We start from the raw sequence: 23,037 nt of genomic DNA on the forward strand, positions 1-23,037 counted from the left end.
CGGCAGTGAACGCATAAAGACCCTCGCCAACCTCGGTGAACGAAATCTTCTTTTCCGACATGTCCCCTTGGGACGCGAATGCCTTGGCCATTTCGTGTTCCTTATCGTGCGAATGGGTTTTCAAGAGCAGGAAGGACCGTACCGACGCAATCGCCAAAACCGATTGTGTAGCCGTTTCCTTTGGCCTTGCCGCTTAGTGTCAGAGTGTCACCATCTTCGATGAAGCTGCGGGTTTCGCCGTCATCCAGTGTCAGAGGTTCTTTCCCACCCCAGCTGAGTTCCAGCAGCGACCCTCGTTCAGGTTTGGTCGGGCCCGAAATAGTACCCGAGCCTAACAGATCGCCTGTATTCATTGGGCAGCCCGAAGTGGTGTGGTGCGCAAGTTGTTGAGCCGCCGAATAGTACATTGCGTTATAGTTCGTTCGGGCAATCGTAGTGGCATCCTTGCCATCTGGAGCCATCGTAACCTCAAGGTCGATGTCATACAGCATTGGGCCACAGTCCTTCAGGTGGTCCAACAGTTCGAACTCACGTGCTGGGGTATCACACCGGAACGGTTCCAAAGCGGCTTTGGTGACGATCCAGGGGCTGATTGACGTTGCCGTTGCCTTGGCCTGAAACGGGCCGAGCGGTTGGTATTCCCACGCCTGAATGTCGCGCGCCGACCAATCGTTCAAAAGAACATATCCAAAGATATTGTCGTCTGCCTCTTGTACAGAAATTGGTCCGTCAGACGGTGTGCCGACAATGGCCCCCATCTCCAGTTCGATGTCGAAGCGACGGCTGGGCAGGAAAGCGGGCAACTCTTGATCCGGCGCTTTAAGCTGCCCCCATGGGCGGCGGATATCCGTGCCCGACACGACGACCGACGATGCCCGGCCATTGTACCCTATTGGAATGTGCAGCCAGTTGGGCGGCAGGGCGTTTTCCGGGCCTCGGAACATGGTGCCGACATTCTGGGCGTGATGCCTGCCCGCGTAAAAGTCGGTATACTCACTGACGGCGAAAGGCATATGCATTTCGGCATCGGCTTGTGCGACAAGCAATGGCTCAACTTTGTCCTGTTCTTCGCTGCCCTCGGCCAGCAAGTCAGTCAAACGCTCGCGCAGCGCAGCCCAGACAGCTGGACCTTGCTCCATCAATGGGTTCCAAAAGGGCAGGTCGAACAGCGGTTCGTCGGACAGGGCAATCAGGCCTTTGGCCTCAGCCGCCGTGATGTCTAGGATCATGTCCCCAATCGCAACGCCACAATGCGGGTCAGAACCTTCGGTCGAAAACACTCCGTAGGGCAGGTTGTTCAGGGGAAAAGGGTGATTGGCATCGTTGGCAGAAGCCACCCAGGATTTCATCAAAGGCATCTGTGATCCTTGTGTGTTTGGGTCGTGATTATTGAGCAGACCGAATTGATTTCAATCCCAGCAGAATGGCAGCCAGGATCATGAAACTTCCACCGATCCGATCCAGCCAAAGTCGTGCCGGGCCTTTCAACCGCGACGCCAGCCAGCAGGCGCTGCCGCCATAGGCGGTCAGAAACAAGCCGTCGATGATCAGGTAAGTCGCCGAAAGGATTGCGAATTGCGGCCAGAACGGAAGAGCACCGTCAATGAACAGCGGGAACAGAGCGGCAAAGAAAACGACCGCCTTGGGGTTCGCTGCAGACGTGATAAATCCCTGCGTCCAAAGCGCCCGGGCGCTGGTTTGCGTTGCAGTTCGTTGAGCTTTGCTTTCTGCCTTCAGGATGGTTCGAAGCCCCAAAAAAACCAGATACGCCACACCCAGCCATTTGATAACCGTCAGCGCTGTGCCCGATGCGGCTATGATCGCCGCAAGACCCAATCCCGCGGCCAGCATCTGAAGGAAATTGGCGGTCAGGTCGCCCGCAGCCGTGAACAACCCGCGCTTTAGGCCGTTTGCGGCCGAGTTGGAAAGCATGAGCAACTGGCTGGGGCCGGGTGTACTCATCAACAACAACACGGTTGCGACATAAGTTATCCAGGTTTCTAAGCTCATCTGTCCTCACTTTTTGCCGGGCGTGCCATCGAACTTTTTCTCAAGCGAGGTCCAGCAGTCAATGTAGTCGTCCTGCAGTGGGGCTTCGATTGCAGCAAACGAAGTCAAATGCTGTGGGAACCGTGTTTCGAACATGAAGGACATTGTGTTTTCCAACTTGTCCGGACCGAGATTGGAGTTTGATGCTTTTTCAAAGGCTTCTTTGTCTGGCCCATGAGGCAACATCATGTTGTGAAGGCTCATGCCCCCAGGAACAAAGCCCTGAGGTTTGGCGTCATACTGGCCGTAAATGTTGCCCATCAGTTCAGACATGATGTTCTTGTGGTACCAGGGCGGGCGGAACGTGTCCTCCATCACCATCCAGCGTTCACGGAACAGGACAAAGTCGATATTGGCCGTGCCCGGCTGCCCTGAAGGTGCGGTCAGCACGGTAAAGATCGACGGATCAGGGTGGTCGAACAGGATCGCACCCACAGGGCAATAGGTACGCAGATCGTATTTGTATGGCGCGTAGTTGCCGTGCCACGCCACCACGTCCAGAGGGCTTTGGTCGATCTGCGTGGTGTGGAATTGCCCGCACCATTTCACGGTCACTGTCGACGGCACCTCGCGGTCTTCAAACGCGGCAATCGGCGCCTTGAAGTCGCGTGGGTTGGCCATGCAGTTCGCACCGATCGGGCCGCGCCCGGGTAGTTCAAATTTCTGGCCGTAATTTTCGCAGACAAACCCGCGTGCCGGACCTTCCAGAACTTCGACGCGATATACCAGACCACGCGGAATGATGGCGATTTCCTTGGGTTCCAGATCGATGATTCCCAGTTCGGTCGCAAAGCGCAGGCGGCCTTCCTGAGGCACGACAAGCAATTCGGAATCGGCTGAGTAGAAATAGTCATCCACCATCGAGTCGGTGACCAGATAGATGTGGCTGGCCATTCCGACTTGTGTGTTGACGTCGCCTGCAGTCGTCATCGTCCGCATACCGGTCAACCAAGTTAGCCCCTCTTGCGAATGCGGTATCGCGTCCCATCGGTATTGACCTAAACTGATAACGTCAGGATCAACGCAAGGGGCAGACTTCCAATAGGGAAGGTCGATTTTCTCGTAACGATGTGAATGCTTTACCGAGGGGCGAATGCGATAGCACCATGTCCTTTCAGGTGGGTTGGCTGTAAAGGCCGTGCCGCTGAGCTGTTCGCCATAAAGACCGTAGTTACATTTCTGAGGGCTGTTCATCCCTTGCGGCAAGGCACCCGGTAGGGCCTCGGTTTCAAAGTCATTGCCAAAGCCGGGCATGTATCCTGCGTGGGTGCCCACCGGAGTGCCGGCTTGCGTCATCGTGTGCGGATCCGTCGGATGATTCATTCCGTGTTCCTCCGTTTGTTTCTTGTCGGATAATAGTTGATTTTGTAACTAACAAGAATGACTCAGTATAATTCCACCAAAAATGATGACTTTGATTTGCAGGATTTCCTTCCGTACCTGTTAAACCGTGCGGCCGAGGAAAGCTCGTTGGAGTTTCAGCAGATCTACAAGGACCGCTATGGCCTGCTTCGAACGGAATGGCGGGTGCTGTTCCACTTGGGTAATTATGGCGAAATGACTGCCAAGGAGATTGGCGATCGCGCAAAGATCCACAAGACCAAGATCAGTCGCGCCGTTAGCAAGCTGGAAAAGCGTCGGTTCCTTGAGCGTACTCGAAGCGAAACGGACCGTCGGGTTGAACAATTGACCCTGACCGCTGCGGGCCAGTCAGTTTATCAAGAGCTTCAGGGTATCGCACGGCAATACGACGCGAAACTTGCGCGCCAATTCGAAGAAGAAGATGTCGCGCTTTTACGCAGCATGTTAAGGCGGCTGGCACATATGGGCTAAGCTCTGGTAATTCTTTGCGATAGCCCCCAAATGACATCCACCAATGGACACAGGAATAGCAAATGACGGCCCCGAGCTCCGCCGCAGCGAAATCAAACGATCTGATAGAATGGCTTGTAACGCGCGGCCTTGAAGGGGCAGACAAAGAAGAACTTTTGGATGGGTATTGCAAAAGGTTGATCGACCTTGGTGTGCCATTGATGCGGTTTCATGCAGCGCAATCGGCGTTGCACCCGGTTTACGGTGGCACTGGATACAGCTGGTACAATGGGCAGGGGGGCGAGATTGAAACCTTTGCGTATTCAGAAGAAGCCAGCGAGATGTGGGTGCAAAGCCCGCTTTATGCGTTACTGAACTACGACTTGGACGTCATTCACGAACGTCTTGTCGGAAAGAACGAGCCCAGCCAGTACCCTCTGATCAACGATCTCCGTGAGAACGGCGCCACTGAGTATTATGCAACGGGAGTGTCTTTTGAGACGCCTTCCCACAGCGGGCCCAAAGACGCGAAAAAGGCGGTGGACGGTGTGCTGCTATCTTGGACCAGTGATGCGCCTGACGGGTTTCAGGACACTGACCTTGAGCTAATCAACACGGCATTGCCACATCTTGGGCTCGCGCTGAAATCAGCGGCAAGCACCCGCGTTGCACAGGATCTGATGCGAGTTTATCTGGGCCGCGATGCTGGTCGCCGTGTTTTGTCTGGCGAAATCCGGCGGGGATCGCTGCAGCAGATTGATGCGGTCATCTGGAACTTTGATCTGGAAGGTTTCACCAGCCTGTCCGAGGAATTGCCGGGCACCGAGATCATAGACATGTTGAACGATTATTTGGCGGTCGCTGTTGGTGTTGTGCATGAACACGGAGGCAACATCCTCAAGTTTATGGGTGACGGGCTTATGGCCATGTTCGATGTTGGGGAAATCGATGAGGACGCGCGTGCAGCACTGAAAGCTGTTCCAGCGCTACAAAGTCAGATGAGCAAGCTCAACGAGGACCGAACAGCGGCAGGGTTGCCCGTCGCCAATTTTACTCTGGCTCTGCATTCGGGCGAGATTCTCTATGGCAATATCGGGTCTGATGCCCGGCTGGATTTCACGGTCATCGGGCCAGCGGTCAATCAGGCTGCGCGCATTGCCGGAATGCACCGTTCGCTGGGTCAGCGAATTCTGATCTCGGACGACGTGGCGCGTGCGGCGCAGCCCTGCGGTCAGGATCTTGTTTCCGTCGGGCGATACATGCTGCGCGGTGTACCCGAACCGAAAGAGCTGTTTACGGTGTACAATGAGGCGGGCTCATAACGGAGCTATTTCGACTAACGGCTGTGAGGGTTTCTAAGTCGTTGCTGAGCTTACGGTCGGCAACACTTTGGTTCATTTTTAGCTATTCACGGGTGCCGAAGACCTCTGCCCGCTATAGCATCATCTCGGATTTCTAAACCTCGATGGCTTGGACGATGTTAAGAACAACTACTCGGGTTTTTCTCTACGTGGCTTTGACGGCAATGGCCGTGCCGGCGCAGGCCGATCCTCGTATCAATGTCTTTTTTGGCTTTGATTTCATTTTACATCCCATCGCCATCAAATGGGCTTGCGGCGGAGAGCGAAGTCAGGATTTGGCCGCGATTGAGACGTTGATAGCTGCATTTCCACAAGATGCGGAAAGCGCCGATTTGCAGGGGGCTGTCGACAGAATGCTGCAGGTTTCAGACAGCGAAGCCGCCCTTGCTGAAACTCTTGGGGGAGAGCTGCCTAAAAGACAGACGGAGGAACTATGTGCTGCTGCGCGGCCTCTCAGCATTGTTTGGGCAACGCCGGAGCACCTGACCAACGGCAACGAAGACGAAGTTCCGTCTGACCGAAGTGCGGCATGGGCAGAATTTTACAGGGTCGTTGAAAATTTGCAGTGAATGCTGCTCGAGTCCTGCGATCCGACTAATAAGAACCGAATTAGACGTCTGCCAACCGCTCGCTGCCCGTCATACGAGCGATCCCTTAAAAGTCGATCTCGACGCCCGGCAGGTTCAGCTCTTTCATCATATCACGCAGCTCTTGCCGCGCGGCGATGTTAGAGATGTTAAGCTGTTTGACCCCAATATCCTTGAGGTCCAAAAGCGTCAGCCCGCGCGGGAACAGCTCACGGAAGATAACCCGTTCGGAAAAGCCCGAGGCGACGCGGAAACCGATGCGTTGTGACAGCATCTCAATCGCGCGCTGCATCTTTTCTTTGTTGACCATGCGCTGAGTACCGACACGGTTACGCACAACAACCCAATCGATCGGCTTTAGCCCGGCCTGCGCCCGCAGCTGGCGCGCGTTCCAGACCATTTCGGAGTAAACAGACGGCCCAAGAATTTTCTCACCCTTTGAATCAATTCGCGCCAGCAGATCGAAATCGATAAAGCTGTCGTTCAGAGGTGTGATTAGGGTGTCGGCCAGTGAATGCGCCACTTGGCTAAGGCGGGTGTGTGAGCCAGGGCAGTCGATCAGAATAAAGTCGCTGTCGCTTTCCAGTTCAGCTACAGCTGCCGACAGACGGTGGTCATAGATATTCTCACCGGGCTTCAGCTTGCTTGCGTCGATCTCGGGCAGATCATGATGGCGCGGACTGGGCAGGCTAGCTTCCGAGCCATTAAGGAAATTGCCACGATTTTCAAAGTAACGTCCAAGGCTGCGCTGCCGCAGGTCAAGGTCCAGCGTGCTGACCTTGTGGCCCAGACGCGCCAGTGCGGTGGCCACATGCATCGACACGGTCGATTTGCCTGCGCCGCCCTTCTCGTTCCCCACTACGATGATATGTGCCATGCCTGTATTCCCATGTCCCGCCGTGCTTTCCCACACGTTGTTGTGAGCCACTATATGTTGTGGAAGCCGGGAATGGAAGAACCTCTGAGGGTGATAGCAGGCTCTAATTTGGAAAACCAAGGCATGATCAAGGGTTAAGTTGCAAGCTTGTCAAACAATGCGGCCTGTTTCACTGTTCGATGCAGGGAATTGCGATAGGGGCCACATTTGGACCATCTGTTTTTGAACGTTCTGAACGTGGTCCTGCCCGTACTGATTTGTGCCGGGATCGGCTATATTTTGGCCCTGAGCAAAGCGCCTTTCGACAATAAGGTAATTGGAGGGATTGTATCGCGCGTAGGGTATCCGACGCTGATTATTTCTCATCTGTCGACCACGAAAATAGCTGTAAGCACATTCTTGGATGTAATGGCCGCCGCGGCGCTGGCCATCGCAGGATTTGGCATTTTAGGGTTTGTTGCTCTTAGAGCCATGCGGTTGCCGGTGCGGGCATTTTTAACCCCGCTAATGCATGGCAATGTTGGCAATATCGGATTACCGATCACTCTGCTTGCGCTGGGTGATGCCGGTATGGCCTATACGATGGGCTTTGTGGTCGTCGTCCTTGTCAGTATCTTTACATTGGGCATGTGGATTCCGGCAGGAGAGTTCTCGCCCAAGAAACTTGCGACCTCACCGATTATCTATGCGGTGGTTATTTCGCTGATCCTGATGGCGACCGGGTATAGTCTGCCTCAACCCATCGCCAAGTCCTTTGACATTCTAGGCGGCTTGTCGATCCCACTGATGTTGCTGACCCTGGGCCATACACTGGCAACGCTGCAGATCCAAAGCCTAGGCCGGGCGCTGATGCTGACTGCGCTTCATCTGGCGATGGCAATTGTAATTGCGAGTAGTTTGGTTTGGATTTTCGGATTCACCGGGGCTGAACGCGGTGCCGTGATCCTGTGCTGCCTGATGCCGTCTTCAGTGGCGACGTATCTCTTTATTGACCAACACGTGCCGGAATATGGGCCGGATGTGGCCGGGTTTATTTTGGTGTCGACACTCAGCACGATTTTCGTTTTGCCGATTGCTCTGTCCTACTGGCTCTGACGCGCACCCTATGCTCAGAGGCAAAAATCGCTAAACTGCTGAATAATTGAGTTAAACAACCATAGTTTGAGGGCAAATTGATGGGTGACACGACCTCGGTAGAAGTAACTCCGCAGGCCCGTGCCCGCGTAGTCTTGGCGATGACAGCGATCTGCATGATGGTCGTGGGTTTCAATACAACAGCCGTGGCAACCATCCTGCCTAACCTAAAGGCTGAGTTCGATCTGACACCATCTGGTTTACAGTGGGTGATGGCGACCTACACCGTGGCAAGTGCAACGCTTGTAACGATCGTCAGCCGCTTGGGGGACATCACCGGCAAGATGGGTGTGTTCTTTTTCGGGATGATCGTTTTCGCCATAGGCTCAGCGTCAGTCATGCTGGCGCAGGATGGGGCAATGCTATTGTTCGGTCGCGGTGCACAAGGGGCAGGCGCTGCGGCATTGTTCGGAACCTCTCTATCTTTGTTGACGGCGGCAACACCTGAGGAGCAGCGCGCGAGTGTCACCGGAGCCTGGGGTGCAATCGTTGGTCTGGCCATCGGCGTGGGGCCGATTGTGGGTGGCGCGTTTGGCCACTATGTCAGCTGGCGGGCGGTTTTCGCCGCCGACTTGTTGTTACTGGCTGTCGCCTTCGCAATCGGATTGCACGTTAGCAAGCGGAACTACGTGCCTGATACGCGCCTTGCTGGTGCGAAATTTGATTACACGGGTGCCGTTGCCATCCTGTTGTTTCTGGGACCGCTTTCCTTTGCCCTTAGTAACGGTGAAAGCGGCGGATGGGCTACGCCGCTAACGCTGGTGCCGCTGGCCGTCGCTGCGATGGCAACTGTCGCGTTGGTCGTCGTCTCGCGCCGCGCCGAAGATCCCTTGATCGAGCTACGCTATTTTCGCCATCCACGCTACTTCATGGCAGCAGCAGGGATGTTCTTTACCGGTTTCACGCTCTTCTGCTTCTTTGTCTATTTCAACACCTTCGTTCAGTCGCCCGATGCCTTTGGATATTCATCGATCGGTGCAGGTTTGGCGATCATGCCGCTTAGCCTCAGCATGTTTGTGATCTCGGTCACCGCACCGCGATTTCTGGCCCCCTATAGCTTTCAATGGCCTATTGCGATTGGGCTTGGGGCGATGGGGTGTGGCTTTTTGTTGTTGATGACGACCACGAACACCACGCAATACGCCGAAATCTGGTGGAAGCTGATGATCGTCGGGGTCGGCATGGGCACTTGTTTCTCGCTTTTGCCCCGCCTTGGCTTGCGCCTGCTGCCCGAAGAGCACGTAGGGCAGGGCTCGGGCGTGATAAACGCTTGCCTCTATTTCGGAGCGACCTTGGGTGCCGTGGTAGGCGGGCTGGCCGAATCCATCACTACCCGCCGAGGTTTGTCCGAGGTAATCGATGCGCTGCCGGCCGGATCGACCCAACGCGAAGATTTGGCCCATGCACTGACACACGGGACACCCAGCCAAATTCAGCAACAGATTGCAGGGATGGATCCGTCTACGGGAACTGCTTTGGCCAAAGCATTACGAGACTTGCAGGACAACGCTTTTGACAGCGCCATGTTGGTCGCTGCGGTCGCGGCGCTGGTCGGAATGGCGTTGGCGCTGATGTTGTTGCGTGGACCGGTGCCGCCTTTGCATAGCGCGGCTGATCTGACACGAAAGCCGCAGTGATAAGCTGCGCCTTTTCAGTGAGATCAAACAGAGCTTAACCCCCAAGATAGACCCCTTCTTTGGGGCGATAAAAGACCTTTTGATCGTGCAGTTTACCCAGAAGGTCGTGGATACGACGCAGGGTGTCTTCGCGGTTTGCTTGGCCATCCTCACCCTCTTCCAAAGTGGCCTGAGACAAAGACGCGACCGAGCCGCGCAACGCCGTTTCGATCAGGTCCATGTCCTCTACCGAAAGCTCGATCATGTCATTGTACTGGGGCATTTTCTGAATCTCCGTGGGTTTTTAGCCGGCGTTGGGAGAAGTGTAGCACCTGCTGGTGTCAGACGAAATTGTCTTAAGCGCGCCGCCGCAGGGATGTTATTGATTGAAGGGTCAGAGAAGGGTGGGCAATAGGCGGCTTGGATTGATTGTGGGCCGTCAGACCCGTCGGGTTCATCAGTCACCCGTTTCATTGCTGACAGCCCTTTAAGCAAGGACAGCAGTAATTGGTTTCTATTTTGCAGAAACGAAAAAGACCGCCCCGAGGGACGGCCTTTCGAAATCGAAAAGGGTAAGACTTAGAAGCCCAGACCTTCGTATTTCTTCTTGAACTTCGACACGCGGCCGCCGGCGTCCATCAGGCGCGACGAACCACCGGTCCACGCGGGGTGCGAGGAGGGGTCGATTTCCAGAGCCAGCTGGTCGCCCTCGGCGCCCCAGGTGGATTTCATCTGAACCACGGTGCCATCGGTCATTTTGACGTTGATGACGTGATAATCGGGATGGATGTCTTTTTTCATCTTTCCGCTCCTTACGCCTCGGCGCCAGCCTTGGGCTTGTAGTTGGTGACTTCTGCGATACGCGCGGATTTACCACGGCGCGAGCGCAGGTAGTACAGTTTGGCGCGACGAACGCGACCACGGCGGACAACGGTGATGCTGTCGATGTTGGTCGAATGCAGCGGGAACACACGCTCCACGCCTTCGCCAAACGAAATCTTGCGAACGGTGAACGAACCGGCGATGCCGTCGCCGTTTTTGCGCGCAATGCAGACACCTTCGTAGTTCTGCACACGGGTGCGCGAGCCTTCGGTCACTTTAAAGCCGACACGGATAGTGTCACCGGCTTTGAAATCGGGGATGTCTTTCCCCAGGGCGGCAATCTGTTCCGCCTCAAGCTGTGCGATCAGGTCCATCGCAGTTACTCCTATCTGCTCGTGGTTGTTCCACGAAGTTAAGCACGGCCTGAGAGCTCTTGGTCTTCACCGGGTCCTGCGTACAGCCCGCCAGAGGTCAGATCGAATGTTCCTTTGGTCTGGTTCGCCCTGACACGCCGTGACTGAAGAAAGTCGAGCGTAGCGCCACGATGCAAACCAAAACACCGGAGTCGCGTCACGCGGCACCGGATTGCGCTGCTTTACGGGGTTTGTAATCAGGGATCAAGCTAAAATGCCATATTTTTCAGTGTCGGGCGGTGGGTTTTCGCCGTCTGTTAAATGCATCGTTGCCTTGTGGCGTCGATCAGGCATTCTGGGGGGAATTACAAGAGCAGAATTTAAAACAGGAATAGATCATGCGCACAGCGTTGATGCTGGCCGTCATGGCCTTTGCGACCCTGTCCTGCGGTCGCAGTACCCCTCCGCCTCAACAGGTTGAGGCCAAAGCGTTTTTGGACTCGACTTCGCCGTCGGTTATCTACCCCTCCTTCGGAGACGCTAAACCGCACGAATGGGAAGAGCGGCGACCCGGGCACTATCCAGTGCATGGGTTGGACGTTTCTCGCTGGCAGGGGCCTATAGACTGGAAAACGGCCAAAGCATCCGGCGTCAGCTTTGTGTTTATCAAAGCAACCGAGGGCGGCGACGTCGCAGATCCCATGTTCGAAAACCATCGGCGTGGGGCGCAAGCCGCTGGTGTGCCATGGGGTGCATACCACTATTACTATTTCTGCCGATCGGCTCGGGAGCAGGCTCGCTGGTTTATTGAAAACGTGCCCAAAGGGGCCGACCTGCCGCATGTGCTTGACATGGAATGGACCCCGCATTCCAAAACTTGCACCATCCGCCCGGATGGTCGGACCGTTCGCGCCGAGGCGCAGCGCTTCCTCGACATACTTGAGCGACACTACGGGCGGCGCCCAATTGTCTACACAACCGTAGATTTCTTTAGCGACACCAATATCGACCGGTTACCCAAGACCGAATTTTGGTTGCGTTCTGTTGCGGGCCACCCAAGGCAGGTTTACCCTGGGGCCATCTGGCGGTTTTGGCAGTACACGGGCACGGGGTTAGTGCCGGGCGTACAGGGCAAGGTGGATATCAACACGTTTAACGGCCAGCCCGAAATCTGGGCGCGCTGGAAGGCCGGAGGTTAATCCTTGGCTTTGCGGTAGCTGTCCCATAAATCAGGGCGTCGTTCGCGGGTGATTTGTTCTGACATCTCGTGTCGCCAGTCGGCGATGCGCCCGTGGTGACCAGACATCAGGATATCGGGGATCGGGCGGCCCTTCCATTCGGCGGGGCGAGTGTATTGTGGGTGCTCCAGCAGGCCTGAGGAGAAACTTTCTTCCTCAGCCGAGGCCTGATTGCCCAACACACCGGGGATCAGCCGTACCGTCGCGTCGATCAGTGCCTGCGCGGCGATTTCACCGCCGGTCATGACGAAGTCGCCCAAGCTCACCTCTTGAACGCCGTAATGCTCCAGTACCCGCTCATCAACGCCTTCGAAACGGCCGCAGAGCAAGGTCATGCCATCGCAGCGCGCCAGATTCTGCATCATACGTTGGTCCATCCGGCGGCCCCGTGGGCTGAGATAGATCAGCGGCCAGTTTCCACTAACGCCTGCCATCGTGTGTTCGATTGCCTCGCCTAACACATCGGCACGCAGAACCATGCCCGCGCCGCCGCCAGCTGGGGTATCATCGACATTGCGGTGTTTGCCGATACCGAATTGACGCAGATCGACGGTTTCTAACTGCCACAGCCCCTCTTGCAACGCTTTCCCGGTCAGGCTTTCGCCCAGAACACCCGGAAACGCAGAGGGAAAAAGCGTTATGATCTTAGTTTTCCAAACACCGTGCAGATCCGGCGTAGGTGTCATGAGTTCGCGTGGCTTCAGGGTCGGACGGATCGCCTTTCGACCATGTGATTTAATGGGTTTGTCAGTCATGTCGTGCCGATCAGCGCTTCTTTCGCGCGTTCTATTATCGCTGTCTTTTGAGCCGTCACAGTGGCCTCATCCAACCGCGAGCGGTTCAGGTCCAGTAACTCTGCCAGAACGTCCTCGGGCAAGCGGTTATTGAATTTTGAAGGCGGTACAAGGAGTTTTGCCTTGTCGCGGGGCAGGTCCAGAAAATCCGAAAACGGCGTGCCGGGCCCATACTTGCGAAGTTGCAGCTCTTCCAGCCAATCCGAAGTCACGGTGACAGTGGGCAGTCTCTCTTTAACCTGGATCACCGTCTCTTCTAGTGAAGGCAGGTGATCCATACTCGATTGGAAGGTCTCGAAATCCTGTACCTGCCGAATTCGTTCCAGATCGTGTGCCCAGAGGCTGCGCAGCCAGCCGCCGCGCTGACGAAGCGACAGGTAAATGGTGATGTCGATTTGCTGTCCAGAAAAACGATTGCGGATTGCGTCAACCAGACAGGCCGCAAGTTCTGGCGTTGCTGCATATCCTTGTTCGATATTCCGGCTTGGGCGCAGGCCGGAGAAGTTTTCTTCGCTAAGGACCAGCCCGCGTTTATCGCCGAATTCAAGCGTATCCAGAAACCTGCGCAACTGGGTGCCAAAGTCTGAAAGCGTACCAACAGTGCCATAGATCGAGTGGTTGGTTGCCGCCCGGCTCAGGCCTGAGTTTCGTGTCCGATAGGGCAGAACCAGCGCAAAATGAGGCCAGATCAGCTCGCGGTTATCATAGAGGAAGGATTGCGCTGCTGTTGTCCCGGTTTTGTGCAAACCGAGGTGAAGCAGGATCCGTCGCATCAGATTAACCCTTCGGGCGGGTCTGCAACGATGCGGCCTTTGTCCAGATCAACTGTCGGAACCGCCTCAAGTGTGAAAGGCAGCAACACGGTGGCCTTCAAGCCCGGCCCGTGCAATTCCAGCAGGTCAGCAGCGCCGTGGTTCTGCACGGATTTGACCCGACCCAGTAGTGTGCCGCCGGTGTCGTATACCTCAAGCCCGATCAGGTCCGTGTGGTAGAATTCGTCGTCCGGCAGAGACGGCAGCTGATCGCGACGTGCAAACAGGCGAAGACCCTTCAGTGCGTCGGCTTCTTCTTTGGTTTCGACACCGCCAACCCGTGCGGCAAAACCATTTTTGATCGTGCGGGTCAGGACCAATGGATAGCGTTCGTTGCCAGCCTCATCTGTCAGAGGAGAATAGGCCTCGATATCTTCGGGAATTGCGCAGTAGCTTTTCAGACGTACTTCGCCGCGAACACCGTAAGAGCCAGCAATGCTGCCTACACAGATCAGATCACTCATTTGGCTTGTCCATTGTCACACATAGCCCATCCTGCCAATCACCTCGCGCCTCGCAGGCCTCGCGTTGATTGCTGCGTTCGAAAAACACTCCCACAATAAATGCGATCAGCAGCAGGATGGGAAGGCGGATTAGTCCCAGCATCTACTATCGCACCTCAACCGGTAGGGTGTCGTCGCGGCATTCCCAGCCGGCGCGCTCCAGTTCGGGTGTGTCTGACATTTCTTCGGGCCAACCGACGCAGAAATAACCGATCAGGCGCCAATCTTCGTGTACATTTAAGTCGTGGTTCATCTGCTCGGGATCCAGAATGGACACCCAACCCAGCCCCAGTCCTTCGGTTCGCAAGGCGAGCCAGAATAGCGTGATCGCTGATACGACCGAATAGCGCCGCATCTCGGGCATCGTACCTGCGCCCAGACCCTGGCCTTTGTCAGTGGCATCGTCACAGAAAACGGCCAGTTGCACCGGGGCTTCTTGCATGCCCGACAGTTTGAGACCGCTATACAGCTGCGCTTTCTCTCCGGAGTACCCGGCCAGAGCTTCGGCATTTGCTGTCTGAAAATTCTTCAGTGCCGCGTCGCGCGCGGCAGCGCTTTTGATGCGGATTACGCGCCAAGGTTCGCTGAGCCCCACGGAAGGGGCCAGTCGAAATGCGTCGAGGCAGCGCGTCAGCACTGCCTCGTCCACGGGATCGGTGCGGAACCGGCGCACGTCGCGCCGGAGCCGCATCAACAGATCGAACTGCGTGCGAAAATCGTCGGTGAAAGTCTGATCCTGCACGCGCCCGCCTGCTTACTCTTCTGCAGCCGCTTCTTCAGCCGGTGCAGCAGCCGCTTCGGCAGCTTCAGCGGCCTTTGCAGCTTTCTCTTCAGCGCGTTCCTGAGCTTTCTTGCCAGGGGTGCCTTTGTTCGGGTTGTTGCGCTCGGCCTTGTCACGGGTACCGGCTGCTTCCAGCATGCGTGCGATACGGTCGGTAGGTTGCGCGCCTTGGTCCAGCCAGTACTGAACGCGCTCCATGTCCATTTTAACGCGCTCTTCGCTGTCTTTCGGCAGCAGCGGGTTGTAGGTGCCCAGTTTCTCGATGAAACGGCCGTCGCGAGGCATGCGGCTGTCAGCAGCTACGATGCGGTAGAAAGGACGCTTTTTCGAGCCGCCGCGGGCGAGACGAATTTTCATTGCCATGGTGGTATCTCCTTTGGATGGCGTTTACCGGAGCAGCTCCGGTTAGTTCTGATGTTTCTTGTGGTGTCGGATGACTTCCTGAATGATGAAATTCAGGAAAGCCTTGGCGAAGTCAGGGTCCAGATCGGCCTGTTTCGCCAGGTCTTCTAGCCGAGCGATCTGCGCTGCTTCGCGCGAGGGATCGGACGGGGGAAGGTCGTGTTCGGCTTTGAGCTTGCCAACAGCCTGTGTGTGCTTGAAGCGTTCGCCCAGCGTGTAGACAAGGATCGCGTCCAGCCGGTCAATGCTTTCGCGATGCTCTTTCAGCAGCGCAGCGGCGCGCGTCACGGGGTTGGTCATTGGCCGGTCCTCTTAGCGTTCAAAGCGGTGTGGATCATGCGTAGGCCTCCATTCCGCCATTCACCAGATCGGCTGGGGCAGGGTGGCGCCAGATTTCGGTGGTGCCGAATTTTGGGTGCTCGTAGTGATAGTCAAGCTCGGCCCCCAACCGTTTGGCGACTGCTTTGCTAGCCGCGTTTTCCGGGTCGATCAGAGAGATCGCGGTATCCCAGCCCAGCACGTCATATGCATGGGCGCGCGCGGCCAATGCGGCCTCGGTCGCATAGCCTTTGCCGGTGGCATAGCTCATCAGCGTCCAGCCAACCTCAGGCTCCGGCCACCCCTCGGGGAACCAAAGACCGACACGACCGACATATGTGCCGGTGTCTTTTTCTTCGACTCCCCAAAACCCAAAGCCGCGAATTGCCCAATGGCCCAGCAGCATTGCAATCGACCGCCATGTCTCATCCCGACGCAATGGACCGCCGACATATTTGGCGGCGTCCGAGGCGAAAAACTCGGCCTCAGCGTCAAGATCGGCCACAGACGGTGCGCGCAAGATCAGGCGCTCGGTCTCAAGCCGTGGGATATGAGGGTCAAGGGCAGACATGATTACTTTTTCTTGCCAAATCCGCTAAGGCCCGGAGGTAACGCCATACCGCCGCCCATTCCAGGCATTCCGGGCATCTTGCCGCCCATCGCTTTGGCCGCCTGTTCCAGCGCCTTGGGGTCCATGCCCGCTGCCATTTCCTCGGGCGACGGGCCGCCTTTGCCGAACATGCCCTTCATGGCCTGTTTAAGCATCTTGCCTTTGCCCATCTTGCCCATCTTCTTCATCATGTCCGACATCTGCCGGTGCATCTTGAGCAGCTTGTTAAGGTCGCTGACTTCCATCCCGGAACCCGCTGCAATCCGTTTCTTGCGGCTGGCTTGCAGCAGCTGAGGGTTGGCGCGTTCACGTTTGGTCATGGATTGGATCATGGCGATCTGGCGCTTGAGCACCTTGTCATCCATGCCTGCCTCTTCGACTTGTTTGGCCATTTTGCCCATGCCCGGCATCATGCCCATCATGCCCTGCATACCGCCCATCTGGATCATCTGTTCCAGCTGCATTTTCAGGTCGTTCATGTTGAACTGACCTTTGACCATGCGCTTCATCATGCGCTCGGTCTGTTCAATCTCCATCGTTTCCTGGGCTTTTTCGACCAAGGCGACGATGTCGCCCATGCCCAGAATACGCCCGGCGATCCGGTCCGGCTCGAAGGTTTCGAGCGCGTCCATCTTCTCGCCCAAACCGACAAAGCGGATTGGCTTACCAGTGACTGCGCGCATCGACAGCGCCGCACCACCGCGGCCGTCACCGTCCATCCGGGTCAGGACCACGCCCGAGATGCCGACTTTGGCGTCGAACTCCTCGGCAACTTCAACAGCGACCTGACCGGTCAAGCCGTCTACGACCAGCAGGGTTTCGCGCGGATCGACCACGTTGCGAACCTGCTCGACCTCGTTCATCAGAACTTCGTCGATGTGCAGACGGCCCGCGGTGTCGAGCATGTAGACGTCATAGCCGCCCAGCGTCGCCTGCTGTTTGGCGCGTTTGGCGATATCGACCGGGGATTGGCCGGGCACGATCGGCAGCGTATCGACGCCAACCTGAGTACCCAGAACAGCAAGCTGATCCATCGCCGCTGGGCGATAGACGTCCAGCGAGGCCATCAGGACCTTCTTGCCCTCTTTCTCTTTCAGACGTTTGGCGAGTTTACCGGTGGTGGTCGTCTTACCCGAGCCCTGCAGACCGACCATCAGGATCGGTGCTGGCGGGTTGTCGATCTTCAGCTTGCCGGGGTCTTCTTCGCCGCGCAGAGTGTCGACAAGCGCGTCATGCACGATCTTAACGACCTGCTGACCGGGGGTGATCGACTTGGTCACCGCCTGGCCGGTGGCCTGTTCCTGTACCTTTTTGACGAACTCACGGGCTACTGGCAGCGAGACGTCAGCCTCAAGCAGAGCAACGCGGACTTCGCGCAGAGCGGTTTTAACGTCCTCCTCGGACAGCGCGCCTTGTTTCGTCAGCCGATCAAAGACGCCAGAGAGGCGTTCGGATAGATTTTCAAACATGCCTTCGGCCTCCTTAGCCGGTTATCTGATGGCCCTTCCTAAGTAGGAAACGCCGGTTAAATGCACAATTGCCCCCACGGGCGAAACTCGCTGGTGGGGGGCGATCCCTGAACGACTCAAGGGACCGGAAGGGTCGTCTCTTCCGGATGTTTGGATGGGGCTTTAGGCGGATTGGCTGTCAGAGTCAACCTTGCGCACCGGAAGCCAGTCATTGACCGCATCAACCATTCGCTGCGCGCCGCCTCCGCTGACATAGGCTTCGACAATCGGGTGTCGACCAGCACTCATTCCTTTTTCCAGGATCAGAACGGGACGATGCATTTTTGACGTGGTCCTGTCTCGGGGTGAGGTGGTGGTTTCTACCTCGGCATGGGACAGGTTCGATAGCTCATGTTCCACGGTGTCATATCCAAAGACCGATTGGCGACGGATCAAAATGCTATTGCTGTTGCGGTCCAATATGACCTGAACGCGGCGCACAAAGACGCAGAAAGCGCCGATCCCCATCCCGCCACCGAACAGGGCAAAGAAGAGGCCGAACAAAATGCCCTCACCGCCTTCGCTGACCATGAACAAGCCGACACCGACAAAGACTAGGATGAAGAAGACCAGTGAGATGCCGATGAACCACGGCGTGTTGGACAGGATCAGTTGGTTGGGTTTATTGCGCGTAACTTTCATGGCGGCACGCTAGCATCGAACTCCATGGCTGTCGTGGCTTGAATTTACCTGCGTGTTGCGCGATGAGCGCGCCAAACAGGAGGTTCTAATGGACGCATCATCGGCTTTTCAGGACACACTACCACTCAGCTCTGACGCGCTGTTGGCGCAGTTGGATGATTGGGGTCTGACTTATCGTCTGCACACCCATGTGCCGCTGCGCACGGTTGAGGACTCCAAGTCGGTTGAAGATCAGTTCATGGTGCCGGGCGAAAACGCCCTGCGCCTAAAGAACCTGTACCTGCGCGATAAGAAAAAGCGGAATTATCTGGTGACGCTCGAGCAGAGCCGCGAGATTGATCTAAAGGCTTTGGAGGCTGAGCTAGGTGTTGGCAACCTGTCCTTTGGATCAGCGGATCGGTTGCTGCAGAATCTTGGAATTCGTCCGGGCGCCGTTAGCCCCCTTGCGATGATCAATGGCGTTCAGAACAACGTGCGGTTTTTCATGGACGGCGCCGCTAAGCAGGCGGACGTCATCTATATGCACCCGCTTGTGAACGATCGCACGGTGGCTATGGCGCGCGCCGATCTGATGGCGTTCTTTGACCGGATTGGGTGCGAAGTAACCTGGCTACCTTAATTCGGTGTGCATATAAAAAGATGCGCCCAGCCTTGGCAGGCCGGGCGCATCTGGTTCAATAGGATTGAGAAAGATCAGGCGGCCAGTTCGGAAACGGCCTTTTGAGCGTTCGCCAATGTAGTTTCTGCATCCAATGCCATCTGATCCGCGGCGACAACGTCTACGTTGTGGATGCCGATAAAGCCCAGCACGTGTTTGGCGTAGTTTGTGGCAAAGTCGATCTCGGATCCTACGGCCGTACCACCTGAAGCAATCGCAAGAACCGCGCGTTTACCTTCCAGCAATCCCTTGGGACCGTTTTCCGTGTAGGAAAAGGTCAAACCCGCGCGGGCAACCAAATCGATCCAGGCCTTGAATGCGGCCGGTACCGAGAAGTTATAAATCGGAAGACCAACAACAATCGTATCGGCCTGTTGCAGTTCGTTCACCAGTGTATCCGACAGTGCCAGTTGATCCCGCTGGGTCTCGTCCCGCTGTTCGGCGGGGGTGAAATTGGCATTGATCCAATCTTCAGTCAGCAGGGGAAGGGGGCTTGCCAGATCGCGGCGAATGATGCGTGCGGCGCCAAGGTGCTTGACGATGCGGTCAGACAGATCGCGAGTTGCCGAACCTTGGCGGCGGGCTGAGGCGTCAATGTGCAGGATGGTGCTGGTCATTTTATATGGTCCTTGTGGATAGGGAATTCTCGTCTGGTCCCAATATGTATGTTGCGTACATGAACAAAACTCGGATACATCAACAGTTGATGTTGGAATTTGCACAGTAAGGTGGCGACGTGGACAATTGGGACGAAGTGAGAACCGCCTATCAGGTGGCCCGTATGGGAACGGTCAGTGGAGCTGCCGAGGTATTGGGTGTGCACCATGCAACGGTAATCCGTCACATTGATGCAATTGAGGCGCGGCTGGGTACCAAGCTTTTCCAGCGTCATGCGCGTGGATACACACCCACCGAGGCCGGAGAAGACCTGTTGCGCGTCGCACAGGCGACCGAGGATCAGTTCAACCAGTTGGTTGGGCGGATGAAGGGGCGCGGAGATGATGTATCGGGCGAGCTTGTGGTCACATCGCTTTCGTCCTTGGCGCCGTTGATTGTTCCAGTGCTCAGCGAATTCCAACGCCTGCACCCGGACCTTATCGTTCGTTACCTGACCGGTGATCGCTTGTTCCGGCTCGAATATGGTGAGGCGCATGTGGCTATTCGGGCCGGCTCTGCTCCGGACCAACCTGACAACGTAGTACAACCGTTTATCACACAAGAGGTCGGTCTTTACGCAAGTACGGCTTACGTTGAACGCAATGGCAAGCCGTCAGGTGTTGCGGACTTTGAGAACCATCATTTTGTAAGCACTGATGATGAAAGCAGTCGCGCGCCGTTTTCCCGGTGGTTGCGAGAAACGGTTCCTGCAGAGAACATCACTTTTCGCTGTACCAACAACTTCTGTATCCGCGAGGCGGTTTTGTCCGGTGCCGGTATCGGCTTTATGGCCCGTTGGGAGGCGGCCCGGGACGACAATTTGGTTGAGGTGATCGACCCAATGCCCGAGTGGTTTGGTAACCTCTGGCTTGTGACCCACGTGGACCTACACCGCACAACCAAGGTTCAGAGCTTCCTTACCTATCTCAAGGAACAATCCAAAGGCTGGCTGGCGTGAGTCCTCAGGCGCAGGGCCATTTGGCCATGCTAGCTTTTTCGGCGCTGGTGGCGGGCAGCTTCTCGCTCGGCTCGCTGATTGCTAACGAGATCGCGCCAGAAGCGATAACGGCTGCGCGGTTTCTGATTGCTTCGGTAGTGATTGGAGTTGCGGCGCTGGTTACAACCGGTTTACCCCGCAGCGCGGCTCAGGCTCCGTGGCGTTACGTGGTGCTTGGTGGGCTGTTTGCCAGCTACTTCGTCCTGATGTTCCACGGGCTTAAGACCGCGCCTCCGGTCAGCGCTGCGGCTGTTTTCACGCTGACCCCAGTAATGTCTGCGGTAGCAGGATGGGTTTTGCTGCGGCAGATCACGACCCCGCGAATGGCATTGGCTTTGACGGTCGGCGCGGTCGGTGCGTTGTGGGTCATTTTCCGAGCGGACTGGCAGGCTTTTGCGGCATTTGAGATTGGGGCGGGCGAAATAACCTATCTATGGGGCTGCGTCGCTCATGCCATTTATACTCCTATGGTGCGCAAGCTGAACCGGGGCGAGCCGGCGGTCGTATTTACATTTGGCACACTGGTCGCTGGGTGTGTTCTGCTGACGCTTTATGGCTGGTCCGATATTCGAGCGACCGATTGGATGAACCTGCCGCTCATTGTGTGGATAGGTTTGCTATACGTGTCCATCTTCGCCACTGCGGCCAGTTTTGTTCTAGTGCAGTTCTCGACCTTGAGGCTGCCTTCGGCCAAGGTAATGGCCTATACCTACCTAACGCCCAGTTGGGTGATCCTTTGGGAAGTAGCGCTCGGTCAGCAGCCGCCCCCGGTATTAGTGGTGGTCGGGGCAATTTTAACCGTTGTCGCGCTCGTTCTGCTCCTGAAAACTGAAGACCAATCCGGACCTGTAACGAAACCTGTACCGGAATAGCGGTGCAGGCTTTTAAACCAATATTTCTGAGGTGTGGTGGTCGGACGTCAGGGCGGTGCGCGCTTGAGGCAGGTCAAGGTAGGGCTAACTATCCTTGTTTACCGTAAGGGTAAGGAGGAGGATGTCATGTTCACCCACATTATGTTTCCAGTGGATCTTCATTTACCCCCTGAGGTCAAAAAGGCTCAGGGCGTTGCAACACAGGTCGCTCAGTGGCAGGGGGCCAAAATAACGGTTGTAAGTGTGACCGGAACCCAGCCGGGTGATCCGGTTCAGTCGGATGCTACCACCGAAAAGGAATTGGCAACCTTTGCAGAACAATTGGCCAAAGACAGCGGGGTTGAGGTCGGAAGTCTCAATATCCATTCAGTCGACGTTGCCGCTGAGGTCGACGGAGATCTGATGCGCGCTGCCGAAGAAATCGGTGCCGATCTGATTGTTGTAGGCACTCATGCGCCTCGGATCACCGACTATATCTTTTCAAGCCACGCGGGATACCTGGCCAATCACGCCAAGGTTTCCGTTTTTGTGGTGCGCTGAAACTAAGGCTCGTCGGACGCTGGCAACTCGATTTCCAGAAACCGTTCGAACGCATCCAGATTAACCGGTTCGAATTGCCCGAACCCCTGCATCCACACCGACGCTGCGCGTAGCGCGTCGGGCTCCAGCTTGCACCATTTCACACGTCCGCGCTTTTCCTGGCTGATCAGACCGGCTTTGGTCAGAATGACGAGGTGCTTAGAGATCGCCGCTAGCGACATCGCGAACGGTTCGGCCACATCTGTGACGGCCATGTCATCTTCAAGCAGCATCGCAAGGATGGCTCGGCGGGTCGGGTCAGCAAGGGCTGCGAAGACGGTATCAAGGTCGTTTGACATGGTTTTAGTCCTAAATCACTTTGCAGCGTAACAGATCCCAGTGCTTGTCCACCTGCGCAGCCTTTAGGGCCATAGCTAGGCGATCACTCAGGACTGGAGCGAATAAAATCGCTGGATCAAACCATATGTCCGGACCAGCCAAGACACTTTTAGAGAATACCAAATCCCCATCTTTTACATGGTCATTGTTGCTGACCATAAAGAGGTCATCGTCCGCTCCAAGCGGTATTACACCTTCAGAAACCTTACCGTCGAAGCAACGCTTGCCATCACCCAAAACGAGATAGAACCAGTCGTGGTCTAACTTGGTTTTCTGATCTGGTTGAAGGAGGTCAACTGGCACCAATCTGGATGCTCCCATTTCGTGGGCGCGCAAGACTTCAGCAGAAGTAGACGATATGACCAACAACCCGCCAGTACTGAAGATATGACGTTTGGGTTGTTTGTGATGAGCCCATCTCTTTACAGCATAGAGCTGTCTTGGCAGTTCATGGTTTTCGACGGGCAAGTGCTTTTCTTGTCGCTCTATCACGGCGCTGAATGAGATGCCAATTTCATTGTCGCGCGGCGGGTTAACTACGTCCGGATACCCAACCGGCCTGTACCCGCGCTCGCCATTTGGGTTTCGGTGCACATTGCTGAGCCAAACCACTTCACTCATTCTCTGCCCTCATTTTTTCAGGCATATCTTGGTCCAAATGTGCCCTCTTTGAGGGCGCAGAATCAATGCCATTTCATTGTCGGTTGGCCTGAGTT

General features: G+C 56.0%; 30 protein-coding genes. 10 read left to right on the forward strand and 20 right to left on the reverse strand.

Annotation, left to right across the window (positions count from 1 at the left end; genetic code table 11):
- Positions 1 to 101: 101 nt before the first annotated feature.
- The 3 genes from fahA to hmgA are packed head-to-tail and all read right to left on the reverse strand — an operon-like array spanning position 102 to position 3,372.
- Positions 102 to 1,358 (reverse strand): fumarylacetoacetase, encoded by a 1,257-nt coding sequence (gene fahA, locus ACR0EO_RS21275; protein WP_480692919.1) that lies wholly within the window; start codon positions 1,356 to 1,358, stop codon positions 102 to 104.
- 28 nt (positions 1,359 to 1,386) lie between these two features.
- The gene (locus tag ACR0EO_RS21280) at positions 1,387 to 2,010 is read right to left on the reverse strand and encodes a LysE family translocator (RefSeq protein WP_480692920.1); all 624 of its coding nucleotides are present in this window, start codon (positions 2,008 to 2,010) and stop codon (positions 1,387 to 1,389) included.
- 6 nt (positions 2,011 to 2,016) lie between these two features.
- Complete coding sequence (gene hmgA, locus ACR0EO_RS21285; protein WP_480692921.1) at positions 2,017 to 3,372, reverse strand: homogentisate 1,2-dioxygenase; 1,356 nt, start codon at positions 3,370 to 3,372, stop codon at positions 2,017 to 2,019.
- A 57-nt stretch (positions 3,373 to 3,429) separates the two neighbouring features.
- Here hmgA and ACR0EO_RS21290 point away from each other — a divergent pair, with 57 nt between their 5' ends.
- The 3 genes from ACR0EO_RS21290 (at position 3,430) to ACR0EO_RS21300 (ending at position 5,791) form a co-directional block, all read left to right on the forward strand.
- Positions 3,430 to 3,882, forward strand: a complete 453-nt coding sequence (locus ACR0EO_RS21290; RefSeq protein WP_480692922.1) for a MarR family winged helix-turn-helix transcriptional regulator — start codon at positions 3,430 to 3,432, stop codon at positions 3,880 to 3,882.
- A gap of 62 nt (positions 3,883 to 3,944) precedes the next feature.
- Positions 3,945 to 5,183, forward strand: a complete 1,239-nt coding sequence (locus ACR0EO_RS21295; protein ID WP_480692923.1) for an adenylate/guanylate cyclase domain-containing protein — start codon at positions 3,945 to 3,947, stop codon at positions 5,181 to 5,183.
- A 143-nt stretch (positions 5,184 to 5,326) separates the two neighbouring features.
- A complete protein-coding gene (locus tag ACR0EO_RS21300; protein WP_480692924.1) occupies positions 5,327 to 5,791 on the forward strand; it encodes a hypothetical protein in 465 nt (154 codons plus the stop codon).
- Positions 5,792 to 5,876: 85 nt separating this feature from the next.
- On the opposite strand, the gene ACR0EO_RS21305 is transcribed toward ACR0EO_RS21300, so the two are convergent.
- Positions 5,877 to 6,686, reverse strand: coding sequence for a division plane positioning ATPase MipZ (locus tag ACR0EO_RS21305; RefSeq protein WP_480692925.1), 810 nt, complete (start codon positions 6,684 to 6,686; stop codon positions 5,877 to 5,879).
- 207 nt (positions 6,687 to 6,893) lie between these two features.
- Between ACR0EO_RS21305 and ACR0EO_RS21310 the strand changes: the two genes are divergently transcribed.
- Positions 6,894 to 7,781, forward strand: a complete 888-nt coding sequence (locus ACR0EO_RS21310; RefSeq protein WP_480692926.1) for an AEC family transporter — start codon at positions 6,894 to 6,896, stop codon at positions 7,779 to 7,781.
- 80 nt (positions 7,782 to 7,861) lie between these two features.
- The gene (locus ACR0EO_RS21315; RefSeq protein ID WP_480692927.1) at positions 7,862 to 9,457 is read left to right on the forward strand and encodes an MFS transporter; all 1,596 of its coding nucleotides are present in this window, start codon (positions 7,862 to 7,864) and stop codon (positions 9,455 to 9,457) included.
- 34 nt (positions 9,458 to 9,491) lie between these two features.
- Here the strand turns inward: ACR0EO_RS21315 and ACR0EO_RS21320 are convergent, their stop codons facing one another.
- From ACR0EO_RS21320 to rplS, 3 genes are all read right to left on the reverse strand, one after another.
- Entirely contained in the window at positions 9,492 to 9,719 is a 228-nt protein-coding gene (locus ACR0EO_RS21320; RefSeq protein WP_480692928.1) for a hypothetical protein, read from the reverse strand.
- 296 nt (positions 9,720 to 10,015) lie between these two features.
- Entirely contained in the window at positions 10,016 to 10,237 is a 222-nt protein-coding gene (rpmE, locus tag ACR0EO_RS21325) for a 50S ribosomal protein L31 (RefSeq protein WP_170428949.1), read from the reverse strand.
- 11 nt (positions 10,238 to 10,248) lie between these two features.
- Positions 10,249 to 10,632, reverse strand: coding sequence for a 50S ribosomal protein L19 (gene rplS / locus ACR0EO_RS21330; protein ID WP_155149156.1), 384 nt, complete (start codon positions 10,630 to 10,632; stop codon positions 10,249 to 10,251).
- A 377-nt stretch (positions 10,633 to 11,009) separates the two neighbouring features.
- Between rplS and ACR0EO_RS21335 the strand changes: the two genes are divergently transcribed.
- Positions 11,010 to 11,810, forward strand: coding sequence for a glycoside hydrolase family 25 protein (locus ACR0EO_RS21335; protein WP_480692929.1), 801 nt, complete (start codon positions 11,010 to 11,012; stop codon positions 11,808 to 11,810).
- On the opposite strand, the gene trmD is transcribed toward ACR0EO_RS21335, so the two are convergent.
- The 10 genes from trmD to ACR0EO_RS21385 all read right to left on the reverse strand — a co-directional run bounded on the left by trmD (position 11,807) and on the right by ACR0EO_RS21385 (position 18,219).
- A complete protein-coding gene (trmD, locus tag ACR0EO_RS21340; RefSeq protein ID WP_480692930.1) occupies positions 11,807 to 12,604 on the reverse strand; it encodes a tRNA (guanosine(37)-N1)-methyltransferase TrmD in 798 nt (265 codons plus the stop codon). The two genes, ACR0EO_RS21335 and trmD, sit on opposite strands and share 4 nt — an antisense overlap.
- The gene (locus ACR0EO_RS21345; protein ID WP_480692931.1) at positions 12,601 to 13,416 is read right to left on the reverse strand and encodes a hypothetical protein; all 816 of its coding nucleotides are present in this window, start codon (positions 13,414 to 13,416) and stop codon (positions 12,601 to 12,603) included. The genes trmD and ACR0EO_RS21345 overlap by 4 nt, the downstream gene beginning before the upstream one ends.
- Positions 13,416 to 13,919, reverse strand: a complete 504-nt coding sequence (gene rimM / locus ACR0EO_RS21350; RefSeq protein ID WP_480692932.1) for a ribosome maturation factor RimM — start codon at positions 13,917 to 13,919, stop codon at positions 13,416 to 13,418. Before rimM ends, ACR0EO_RS21345 begins: the two co-directional genes overlap by 1 nt.
- Complete coding sequence (locus tag ACR0EO_RS21355) at positions 13,912 to 14,061, reverse strand: hypothetical protein (protein ID WP_480692933.1); 150 nt, start codon at positions 14,059 to 14,061, stop codon at positions 13,912 to 13,914. Before ACR0EO_RS21355 ends, rimM begins: the two co-directional genes overlap by 8 nt.
- A 3-nt stretch (positions 14,062 to 14,064) precedes the next feature.
- Positions 14,065 to 14,700, reverse strand: coding sequence for a 5,6-dimethylbenzimidazole synthase (bluB, locus tag ACR0EO_RS21360; protein WP_480692934.1), 636 nt, complete (start codon positions 14,698 to 14,700; stop codon positions 14,065 to 14,067).
- 12 nt (positions 14,701 to 14,712) lie between these two features.
- The gene (gene rpsP, locus ACR0EO_RS21365) at positions 14,713 to 15,102 is read right to left on the reverse strand and encodes a 30S ribosomal protein S16 (protein WP_170575548.1); all 390 of its coding nucleotides are present in this window, start codon (positions 15,100 to 15,102) and stop codon (positions 14,713 to 14,715) included.
- Positions 15,103 to 15,144: 42 nt separating this feature from the next.
- Positions 15,145 to 15,441 (reverse strand): chorismate mutase, encoded by a 297-nt coding sequence (locus ACR0EO_RS21370; protein ID WP_480692935.1) that lies wholly within the window; start codon positions 15,439 to 15,441, stop codon positions 15,145 to 15,147.
- Positions 15,442 to 15,475: 34 nt separating this feature from the next.
- A complete protein-coding gene (locus ACR0EO_RS21375) occupies positions 15,476 to 16,030 on the reverse strand; it encodes a GNAT family N-acetyltransferase (RefSeq protein WP_480692936.1) in 555 nt (184 codons plus the stop codon).
- Positions 16,031 to 16,032: 2 nt separating this feature from the next.
- Positions 16,033 to 17,538 (reverse strand): signal recognition particle protein, encoded by a 1,506-nt coding sequence (gene ffh / locus ACR0EO_RS21380; RefSeq protein WP_480692937.1) that lies wholly within the window; start codon positions 17,536 to 17,538, stop codon positions 16,033 to 16,035.
- 162 nt (positions 17,539 to 17,700) lie between these two features.
- Positions 17,701 to 18,219, reverse strand: a complete 519-nt coding sequence (locus tag ACR0EO_RS21385; protein WP_480692938.1) for a hypothetical protein — start codon at positions 18,217 to 18,219, stop codon at positions 17,701 to 17,703.
- 88 nt (positions 18,220 to 18,307) lie between these two features.
- On the opposite strand from ACR0EO_RS21385, the gene ACR0EO_RS21390 reads away from it, so the two are divergent.
- Positions 18,308 to 18,838, forward strand: coding sequence for a prolyl-tRNA synthetase associated domain-containing protein (locus ACR0EO_RS21390; protein ID WP_480692939.1), 531 nt, complete (start codon positions 18,308 to 18,310; stop codon positions 18,836 to 18,838).
- Positions 18,839 to 18,912: 74 nt separating this feature from the next.
- On the opposite strand, the gene ACR0EO_RS21395 is transcribed toward ACR0EO_RS21390, so the two are convergent.
- Entirely contained in the window at positions 18,913 to 19,494 is a 582-nt protein-coding gene (locus ACR0EO_RS21395) for an FMN-dependent NADH-azoreductase (protein WP_480692940.1), read from the reverse strand.
- A gap of 119 nt (positions 19,495 to 19,613) precedes the next feature.
- Here ACR0EO_RS21395 and ACR0EO_RS21400 point away from each other — a divergent pair, with 119 nt between their 5' ends.
- The 3 genes from ACR0EO_RS21400 (at position 19,614) to ACR0EO_RS21410 (ending at position 21,943) form a co-directional block, all read left to right on the forward strand.
- Complete coding sequence (locus tag ACR0EO_RS21400; protein WP_480692941.1) at positions 19,614 to 20,492, forward strand: LysR family transcriptional regulator; 879 nt, start codon at positions 19,614 to 19,616, stop codon at positions 20,490 to 20,492.
- Between the two features lie 26 nt (positions 20,493 to 20,518).
- Complete coding sequence (locus tag ACR0EO_RS21405) at positions 20,519 to 21,403, forward strand: DMT family transporter (protein WP_480692942.1); 885 nt, start codon at positions 20,519 to 20,521, stop codon at positions 21,401 to 21,403.
- 126 nt (positions 21,404 to 21,529) lie between these two features.
- Entirely contained in the window at positions 21,530 to 21,943 is a 414-nt protein-coding gene (locus ACR0EO_RS21410; protein ID WP_480692943.1) for a universal stress protein, read from the forward strand.
- Between the two features lie 2 nt (positions 21,944 to 21,945).
- Here the strand turns inward: ACR0EO_RS21410 and ACR0EO_RS21415 are convergent, their stop codons facing one another.
- Together ACR0EO_RS21415 and ACR0EO_RS21420 are read right to left on the reverse strand one after the other, a co-directional pair.
- Positions 21,946 to 22,281, reverse strand: coding sequence for an ArsR/SmtB family transcription factor (locus ACR0EO_RS21415; RefSeq protein WP_480692944.1), 336 nt, complete (start codon positions 22,279 to 22,281; stop codon positions 21,946 to 21,948).
- Positions 22,282 to 22,291: 10 nt separating this feature from the next.
- Positions 22,292 to 22,942 (reverse strand): hypothetical protein, encoded by a 651-nt coding sequence (locus tag ACR0EO_RS21420; protein ID WP_480692945.1) that lies wholly within the window; start codon positions 22,940 to 22,942, stop codon positions 22,292 to 22,294.
- Between the last annotated feature and the right edge of the window lie 95 nt (positions 22,943 to 23,037).

The organism is Ruegeria sp. BE9, assembly GCF_056538765.1.